Origin of the sequence: uncultured Winogradskyella sp. (genome assembly GCF_937958655.1) — a bacterium.
Taxonomy (GTDB): Bacteria; Bacteroidota; Bacteroidia; order Flavobacteriales; family Flavobacteriaceae; genus Winogradskyella.
The window spans coordinates 82982-91267 of record NZ_CALGNH010000014.1 but is presented as its reverse complement, the minus strand read 5'-3'; the positions used below and the strand labels follow the sequence as shown (position 1 = coordinate 91267).

At 32.1% G+C, this 8286-nt stretch carries 7 protein-coding genes; all 7 read right to left on the bottom strand.

The genetic code is table 11. The annotated features are described in order from the left end of the window. Nucleotides 1-943, bottom strand: a 943-nt coding sequence (gene wecB / locus Q0800_RS03445; RefSeq protein WP_299127644.1) for a UDP-N-acetylglucosamine 2-epimerase (non-hydrolyzing), incomplete at its 3' end; no start/stop codon positions are given. A 7-nt stretch (nucleotides 944-950) separates the two neighbouring features. Further along, complete coding sequence (locus Q0800_RS03440; RefSeq protein WP_299127640.1) at nucleotides 951-1649, bottom strand: WecB/TagA/CpsF family glycosyltransferase; 699 nt, start codon at nucleotides 1647-1649, stop codon at nucleotides 951-953. A 1-nt stretch (nucleotide 1650) separates the two neighbouring features. After that, nucleotides 1651-2856 (bottom strand): delta-aminolevulinic acid dehydratase, encoded by a 1206-nt coding sequence (locus tag Q0800_RS03435; RefSeq protein WP_299127636.1) that lies wholly within the window; start codon nucleotides 2854-2856, stop codon nucleotides 1651-1653. Beyond that, nucleotides 2831-4969, bottom strand: a complete 2139-nt coding sequence (locus tag Q0800_RS03430; RefSeq protein WP_299127633.1) for a bi-domain-containing oxidoreductase — start codon at nucleotides 4967-4969, stop codon at nucleotides 2831-2833. Before Q0800_RS03430 ends, Q0800_RS03435 begins: the two co-directional genes overlap by 26 nt. After that, a complete protein-coding gene (locus tag Q0800_RS03425) occupies nucleotides 4970-6091 on the bottom strand; it encodes a glycosyltransferase (RefSeq protein WP_299127630.1) in 1122 nt (373 codons plus the stop codon). Continuing rightward, nucleotides 6091-7212, bottom strand: coding sequence for a hypothetical protein (locus tag Q0800_RS03420; protein WP_299127627.1), 1122 nt, complete (start codon nucleotides 7210-7212; stop codon nucleotides 6091-6093). The genes Q0800_RS03425 and Q0800_RS03420 overlap by 1 nt, the downstream gene beginning before the upstream one ends. Beyond that, nucleotides 7209-8285: a glycosyltransferase gene (locus Q0800_RS03415; protein WP_299127624.1), complete on the bottom strand. Its 1077-nt coding sequence runs from the start codon at nucleotides 8283-8285 to the stop codon at nucleotides 7209-7211. Before Q0800_RS03415 ends, Q0800_RS03420 begins: the two co-directional genes overlap by 4 nt. Nucleotide 8286 lies beyond the last annotated feature (1 nt).

Genomic DNA, 8286 nt, shown 5'->3' with positions numbered 1-8286 from the left:
CTAGAGTTATAGTCTCTGGTCGTTCTGTATTATCTCTTAAGGTCATACAAGGCACATTCATAACTGAAGCTTCTTCAGTAATTCCTCCTGAGTCTGTTATAACTGCTTTTGCATTTTCTACTAAGAAATTAAATTCTAAGTAACTCAGAGGTGATATCATGTGCAACCTTGGATGTGAAATTTTTAGTCGTTTTAGAATTTGTGCTGTCCTTGGGTGTACAGGAAATATAAGTGGTAAATCTCTGGTATGTGCAATGATTTCATCAATCATAGCTTTGAGTTGACTTTCTTCATCCACGTTTGCAGGACGATGCAGTGTCATTACTATATAAGATTGCTTTTTAAGCTCTAAATTATTCCAAATTGGTGGTGCCTTAAAATTTGGACGTTGCTTTAAAAGTGTATCTATCATTGTATTACCTACATAGAAAATTCTATGTTCATCTACTCCATTTTCTTTAAGGTTTGAATTAGCCAATTCTGAGGTGGTAAAAAAATAATTCGTAATACTATCTGTTACTAAACGATTAATCTCTTCTGGCATGGTCCAATCGTCTGATCTAATACCAGCTTCTACGTGTGCCACCTCAGTTTTTAATTTCTGGGCGACTAACGCACATGCCATAGTAGAAGTTACATCACCTACAACCAATACCAAATCAGCAGGATTAGCCAATAATTCCTTTTCAAAACTTATTAATAGTGCTGCGGTTTGCTCAGCTTGCGTTCCGCCGCTACATTCTAGATTAACATGTGGCTCAGGTATACTAAGTTGTTCAAAAAAACTGCCAGACATATTCTTATCATAATGCTGCCCAGTATGAACAAGCCTATAGTTTAGTTTTGCTTCATTTGCCTTTGCTTCTTCAATAGCATGAATAATTGGAGCAATCTTCATAAAGTTAGGCCTAGCGCCAGCAATTATGGTAATTTTATAACTCATAGTAGTGTTAATATCTATTTAAATTTAGGTTTATAATAAAGCGTACTAAATGTATTTGACGCTTTATACGAGATGGTTGGCTAATTAATCTATAGGCCCATTCTAAATTGTTTTTGACCCACCATTTTGGCGCACGTTTTACGTTGCCTGTATACACATCAAAACTTCCTCCTAGCCCTTGATAAACAGCTTTGTGATGTCGCTGCATACGCTCCATCAATAGCTCTTGTTTTGGCGAACCCATAGCTACAAAAATAACATCGGGTTGGTGCTTTTTAATATCTTCTATTAAATCTTGTTCTTCCTCTTTTGTTTTAACATAACCATTTCTAAAGTTGCAAATATTAACTCCCTTAAAATCAGACTTTAATTGATTAACAGTTGCTTCTATAACCTCTTGCTTACTACCAACTAAATAAAACGATTTAGATTGAAAGTGCTTTGCCATTACGTTTAACCAAAGCTCGCAACCTGGAATCTTAACTGTTGATTTATGACCCTTTTTCTGCAATGCCCAAACGGCTCCTATACCATCTGGATACCCTAAATTTCGATTTATAATAGCTCTGCTTTGATCAGTGGCATGCAAAATCTTTTCAGCATTTACAGCTACTAAAATCTTTTTGTGCTCAAAAGCATAATCAATAAGTTCATCCCTAGATTTTGGCGCATAAGTAATAACATTATTTAGAGCTTCTGACTTCATTCTATAATTTTGATTCTAAATAGTAATGCGAAATAGCATTAAACATAAACGCATTACTCCAGCGCATATAAGAGATTTTAGAACTCAATCCTTTTCTATATTGATAATAAAAATATCCTTTTTTAGACTGCATATTTTCAATGGTCCAATCTAGAGTTTTTTCTAACAATTCTGCTTCTATTTTAAATTGTTTTAATTTTGAAGCTGTTACTATTACCTGTGCAGGGCAATGTATATCTATAGGATAGGTTTTATTATGATAATATTTTGGTTTCCCGTCTGGCTCAAAGAAGTTATTTACATAGTAGTTCCAACCTTTATCTAAATAGCCTTTAAATGAATGATCACCTGTATTTAGCTGGTAAGTTTCAATAGCGTCTAAATTAAAACCTGTATGAAAACTATCTTTCCAAGATTGCACAGGAAGTAATCCGTAAATCCAAGAGCCATCTTTCTCTTGTAATTCGCATGCTGCTATTACTGCTTTTTTAGCAAAATCTGCATGTGCTTTAGTTTTGGTGTATTTATATGAATAACTTAAAATTTTTGCCCCTAACAATGATGCATTAATTACCGTGTTATTACCATCTTTTATACTGTACGAAAAAATAAGACCATTACCATGGTTAGTTCTCGATAAATCTTTTAACACAAAATCAGAAGAAGACAATGCGGTATCTAAAACATGTTTATCCTTAGTAATCTCATAACTTTCGATTAAGGCTTCTACGGCAAAACAAGTTGCCACAACGGTTGGTGTATTCTTTTCAAATAGAAACAAACGTCTTGCCTGCCAATCAAAATTATAGCCCCAACATGCACCAGAATATCCCTCAGCTTTCATACTTAGAAGTAACTTTGTTAGTCTATTAATATGCTTCAACAATTCGGCTTTTGTACCAAAATCTACATTACCATTTTCAGCCGCTTTATAAAGCTTGCAATATCCTAAAAGAAAAAGTGCAATTCCTTTAGAGTTATGCTGTTTGGGTACTAGTAATATCTTTCTGAAATTTATTGGACTTCGCTTAAACCCTTGTATCCAAGCCAACCTTGCCAAGTCCCAATGTTTTAAAGGTAAAGCTTGAAATATCTTGGAATTCATGCCGTCATAAGGATCCCAACCTGCAAAATTTTCGGATTCACAATAGGATTTAAGTTTTGCAAAACTATTTTGAAAATTAGACTTCAACTTGCTCTCCTCCACGTCTTATTGATTCTAAAACTTTAAAAGATGCTTTGGTAACTGCTACAACGTCTTCAAACGGAATTGGTACTTGTCCATCATTGAGTAACCCATTGAAAAACGCATTTACCATCTCTTTTTGACCCTTGTTTTGATTAAGCAATTTCTTTTTCTTAGGCTTACCTTTTCCATAGACTTTCAGTTCCTTAAAATCGTTTAAGGTGGCAGACATACCTGCTGAGAATACCTCAACATATTCTTTAGTCATGGACTTTGATCCATTAGCATAATAACCAACCACACCCGACGATCCATTTTCAAACTGAATTAAAATATTCAGTGTATCGTTAAGTTGATTTGCATCAGGAATTGCTGAAGCAGAAACTTTTATAGGCAAACTTCCGTTGAGATAAGTTAAATAATCAATAAAATGGCACACCTCACCGAGTATTCGGCCTCCACCAATTTCTGAATCTTGAATCCATGTATCTTTTGGAATAGCGCCTGCATTAACCCTGTATATCATAGTCATTGGGCTGTTACCAAAGGCTTTTTTTAGCTTTGTAGTTAAAGGTGAAAAACGTCTGTTAAACCCAACCATTACCGATTTTTGCGCTGTTGATTGTGCTTCGATAATATCCATAAGTTCAGATTCTAATAGGCATAACGGTTTTTCAACAAAAACATTTTTATTGGCTTGTAAACTTTTAAGAACGAAAGGGCCATGAGAATTGTGGCGTGTGGCTACAAAAACTGTATTGGTTTTTTCATCTAAAACATCAGCTTCGTTAGTGGCACAAAACTGAAACTTAAATTTTTCTGCAACGCGCTTAGATGTTGTTCCTGTATTTGTTAATACACCTACACGACCAATATCTGATGATTCTGGGATATTAGGTAACAAATTTCCTTGTGCATAACTGCCCGCACCAATAAATGAGATATTAACTTTTCCTAATTTATCGTTATCTGAGGTTGTAATTTTTGCTTTTGAGATTTCTCTATCAACATCATATTTTAAAGCAATACCAGTAAAAGGTTCTTCTTTGGAGACTACCAAATCAAAAGCTGCTTTGGCATTATCAAATTGAAACTCGTGGGTCGTTAAGTAGCCAATATCTATTTTGTTTGTAGTAATCAGGTTTTGGAAAGCTTCCATGTTGCGTTTTTCCGTCCAGCGCACATAAGGTAATGGGTAATCAATGCCTTTTTCTTCATAATTTAAGTCATAGCGACCAGGACCATAGGAACATGCCATTTTCAGTTCAAGCTCTTTTCTATACCAAAACGGATCACGATCAAAGCCAGTTGGTACTGCGCCTAAAACTACAACTTTTCCTTTTTTGCGCGCTATAGCTCCAGCAAAGTTTATAGGGTCTAGGCTAGTTGTTGCAGCAGCTATTATTACGGCATCTGCGCCATGTCCTTTAGTTATGTTTTGAATTTGTTCTTCTACTCCTGCTGTGTTTCTGGTAAATCCTAAATCTACCACATTATTATCTACTGCTTGCTTTACCGCAGCCTCAGCAACATCAATGCCTATGACGGTAACTCCTGATGCTTTTAGAATAAGTGCGGCAAGCTGACCTAAAAGTCCGAGCCCAATAACAACACAAGATTCGCCTAAACGCAAATCTGCCTGACGCACTCCTTGCATAGAAATAGCTCCTAAAGTATTGTAAGCTGCATCTTTTAAGTTGGCATTATCATCTATTTTTACGCAAAGATTAGTCGGTACTGATACAACCTCAGCATGATTGGCATAGCCAACACCAGCACATGCCACTTTATTACCAACCTCAAATTCGGTAACACCCTCACCAACTTCAATAACTTCGCCTGCACAACTGTAACCTAATGGAGAATAAGCATCTAACTTTTTCATTACCGCTCTATAGGTTTGCACTGGCCCTTGCTTTTTGAGGGTATCTATTACTTGTTTTACTTGTTGTGGACGTTCTTTGGCTTTTCCTATTAAACTTTTTCTGGCTGCAACAACGGTTGAACCTTCTGTACCTGCACTAATAATAGAGTAATGATTTTTTACAATAACCATACCTTTACCTAATTGTGGGTAAGGTACTTCTTGTATTATCATATCGCCAGAGCCTAGCTTTTGTGTGAGTTGTTGCATTTAATTAATATACTCATTTAAGGCGGCATTTATAACCTGTTTCATATTTTTTTCAAAAATAGTATTAGTGAAATTTGTTTCAAAATAGTATTTACATTCTCGACTCATATGTTGTTTTTCAGCAATAGTTTTATTTAACATTTGCTCGCATAAATTAATAGCAGCACTTAAATCGCCCGTTTTAAAAACATATCCCACCTCATCATTTACAATTTCTGGAATTGCCCCTTGATTAGAAGCCACTATAGGAATTCCTAATTGCAATGATTCTAGCAAAACCAGCGGATACGCATCATTAAACGATGGATATAATAAAAAGCTTGTTTTGGCTAAAACTTCAAATTTTTTATTTCCATATAAAGCTCCGTAAAAAATTACATTATTCTCTATATTATTTAACTTAATGTAGTCCATTACTTTATTACGAGTTGAAACATCTCTAAAATCACCAACAATATTTAATTTAACCTTCTTATTAGACTCTAAAAGTTTGTTTAAAATCTCTAAAGCAAAAAGAATGCCTTTAGAAATTCTCAAATTTGACAAAAACAATATGTCATCATTTAAATCTAGCTCACTATGATTTATTTTTGTGAAATCTTTTTCTATGGGAATAATACCATTATTTACAACATGTAAATCACTATTTCTTAAATTCAATTTCTTTATTTCTAATTCTAACAATGATAAACTTAGATGTACTATTACGGCGTTAGAATAAACCCACCTATGGATATTCTTTATAAATTTTGACTTGGAAACATTTTGGCTTATTCCTTTACCGTGAAGGTGATATAACGGCTTTACTTTTAATAACTTTAAAACCAAAACAAAGGGCAAATCTTTGTACAAACCTTTACCCGTAGGTGGTATGCTATAATAAACCAAATTCGGCCGATAAAAAACTAACTCATAACTAAATTTGAAAAAAAACTGAGTATATTTAAGAACCTTTTTTAATGAAAATTTATTTATAGCTGACAGATTTTGACTATACTTTATTCTTATGAGTCTCTTCTCTATATCTGTATTTATGCAGGTACTATTAAAAACTAATTCGTTAGTCATAGCTGCACCATGTATAGGTGGTGGTAACTGTATAAAATACAAGACTCTTTTCATTATTTAATATTGTTATATTTCAATTTAGTTATTACAAAATTAAATTGATTTTGAAAATTATAGTTATTAATCATACCAAAAAACAATGCATAACAATACTGATAAATCAGGGCATTATCCGTAAGATAAATTATGTTTAAAAACACACATAATCTAAATATTCTAGCATCATTGGTTTTATAGAAAAGACTTAAAAATAAAACCAAAAACAAATAACCATGCTCAAATGTTATTTTAAGAATATCATTATGTAATAAAAAAATCTGTCCCATATAGTCACTTAGAAGGACTGGCACACTTCCTTGACCTAATCCATTAAACAATAGTGAGGATACACTATTGTCAAACAAATTAAATAACTTACTAAATAGATATTGCCTACCCGAACTAAATTCCCCTGGACTTAAATTAGTAACCTCCCTTATGACATCATCAAAAACACCCTGAGCAAAAAGCTGAAAAATAAATATCACTAAGATATTAACAGTAACTGCTAACCACCTATTATAGATTTTTTTTGATATTTTTTTTGGCAGAACAGATATTAAAACAACAAAAACTAAAGCGATTAAGACTGTTCTTTTTAGTGTTAAAATAATAAGTATCAGATTGATTATAAAGTGCTTGTGTTGTTTTTTCTCCCAAAAATAAAGAGCTAAAAAACCAAACACGAAAGAAATACCACCCTCAATATCTGAAGTTTCTGATTTGAGAAAAGCGGTTAAAGAAAAATCAAAATTTGCGAACCCAAGATAAAAAACTATAAAACAAAAATAAGAGAGATAACTAATTAAATTAAAGTTTACTTCTGTATGCCAGCTAAATAGCCATATAGAAATACCTGAAAAAATAAATATTAGTTCTAAAAAACCCTGACTACCCGGCATTAGCCAATAGAACATTAAAGAATGAAGAATTAACGCAACAAATGCTAAAGTATTTCTATTATATTTTGGTCTATTTTTTAATTTTAAATATCTATTTAACAAAATAAAAAATATAGGAAACCCAATATATTTAAAGTATCTAAACTCTGGAAAAAACGGATAAATTATATCCATTAAAAACGTAACAAGAATCGTTAACGCTATATAGATATTTAACAAGTTTTTTATTTTCATAGATTTAACAGGAAATTTCTAGTATAATTTTCTATTGAATAATACGTGAATACCTTTTCTTGCCCACGAATTCCTTTTTCCTTTAAATCTTTTCTGCTTACATTATTTAAAATATCTAATACATCAGAAATTTTTTCTAAAATAAATCCATTGTCATTATGACTTATAATTTCTTTCTCCGTACCATCGGCAACAACAGCCACTACACAGGTAGCAAACGCATAACTTTGCGGTATTGTCAACCCTCCCAACCCTGGCATTATAACAGCATCTAAAATATTATAGTAATCTCTTAATTCTTGTAAATGTTTATACCCTACAAATGCACAATCAATATTTTTAAATAAAATCTTTAATTCATCTACATACGTTTTCTCACCGTCCCCAATAATTATTAATGCTATATCATCTAAAGATTCTAATATTTTTAATGCGTGAGTGTTTTTTTTCTTATTAATTGAACCAATATACCCTAAAACAAGTCGTTTATTTTGAAATGAATGTGGTATGTCATCAGGAAATTTGGCACTTGCTGTTAAGATTTTTTTAATTTGTCTCGTATCTACTGTATTTTGTAAAACAACAGTTTCTATATTAGGGAATTTTTTTTGAAAATACAATTTTCCTTGATTGTTGTAAGTATAGATTTTTTTTGCTCTCTTATATATATAGTTTTGAATATAAACATAGGGTAATTTAAATAAAGTAAAGGTTTTTTTATCCATATACGCTTTACCTAAATCCCATATTAGATAGGGTTTCTTAAAGATTATAGAATATAATAATACATGAATATTATTAACTGTATTTTTTCCTCCTTCCGCAACTATTATAGACGGTTTTAGATAAATTAATTTAAAAAACAAAAATGGAAATAATATAAAATCCTTATATATTCTAATAGATAATAAACTCTTATAGTAGGATTTTTCTTTTAATTTTTTTGGGGTTTTTATTTTACCATACCCTACATTATGGCAGTACAAATAAAAATTCGCATTCTCATTTAGACTCTCAAATAAGCCTTCTCTAAAATTGGCATAAAACCTTTGAACTAAAACAACTTTATGCATT